This window comes from Variovorax rhizosphaerae (genome assembly GCF_037889975.1).
Taxonomy (GTDB): Bacteria; Pseudomonadota; Gammaproteobacteria; order Burkholderiales; family Burkholderiaceae_C; genus Variovorax; species Variovorax rhizosphaerae.
On sequence record NZ_JBBKZT010000113.1, the window covers coordinates 1 to 1,098 of the forward strand.

Below are 1,098 nucleotides of genomic sequence, written 5' to 3' on the forward strand. Positions count from 1 at the left end.
CCCAGTTGAAAGGGTGAGGATTGGCGTTGTTGATGGCCAGATACTGCTTGATTGCTTGCTCAAGTTGGCGTGTCGATCGATGGGTGCCACGGCGGATGTACTTCTCAGTGAGGGTGGCGAACCAGCGCTCGACCTGGTTGAGCCAGGAAGCCGAGGTGGGCGTGAAGTGCACGTGGAACCTCGGATGGCGGGTAAACCAATTGCGGATCGTCGCGGTCTTGTGCGTGCCGTAGTTGTCCATCACGAGATGGATGTCCAAGCCGCCCGGCACGTTGGCCTCTACGGTACGCAGGAACTGCAAGAACTCGCTGCTGCGGTGGCGCCGGTGGAGTTCGCCGATCACCTCGCCGGTGGCGATGTCCAGTGCCGCGAACAGGGTCGTCGTGCCATGGCGCATGTAGTCGTGGGTGCGCCGCTCGGGGACGCCGGGGGCCAGTGGCAGGATGGGTTGCGTGCGGTCCAGCGCCTGAATCCGGCTTTTTTCGTCCACACACAGCACCATGGCCTTGAGCGGAGGATCCAGGTACAAGCCCACGATGTCACGCACCTTCTCCACGAACAGCGGATCGCTGGACAGTTTGAATGTCTCCTGGCGGTGCGGCTGCAAGCCGAAGGCACGCCAGATGCGCGCGACGGCCGTTTGCGACAGGTCCATCTCGCGCGCCATGGTGCGCGTGCTCCAGTGGGTCGCATCCGCAGGAATCGACTCCAACGTGCGCGCGATCACCGCATCAACACGCGCATCGTCAATGCTGCGTGGGGCGCCCGGGCGAGGTGCATCAAGCAGCCCATCCAGACGGTGTTTCACGAAGCGCGCGCGCCATTTGGAAACCGTTTGTGGCGTCACGCGCTGGCGAACGGCGACTGCGTTGTTCTCCATGCCGTCAGCACAACCCAGCACGATGCGTGCTCGCAGTGCCAGCGCCTGCGCGGTCTTGCGTCGCAAGGTCAATGCCGTGAGTTGCTCGCGCTCCGTAGCGCTGAGCACGAGTTGTGTCTTGGGTCTGCCTCTCATGATCACCTCGTCGTGTTGCCACACTACACGATTGATCCGCCGGCAGACAATTAATTCAATGAATTTCTAACTCAGGACACTAG

General features: G+C 61.8%; 1 protein-coding gene. It reads right to left on the bottom strand.

Annotated features, from left to right (window positions below; genetic code table 11):
- Nucleotides 1-1,015, bottom strand: a 1,015-nt coding sequence (locus WKW82_RS40575; protein ID WP_340348856.1) for an IS630 family transposase, incomplete at its 3' end; no start/stop codon positions are given.
- Nucleotides 1,016-1,098 lie beyond the last annotated feature (83 nt).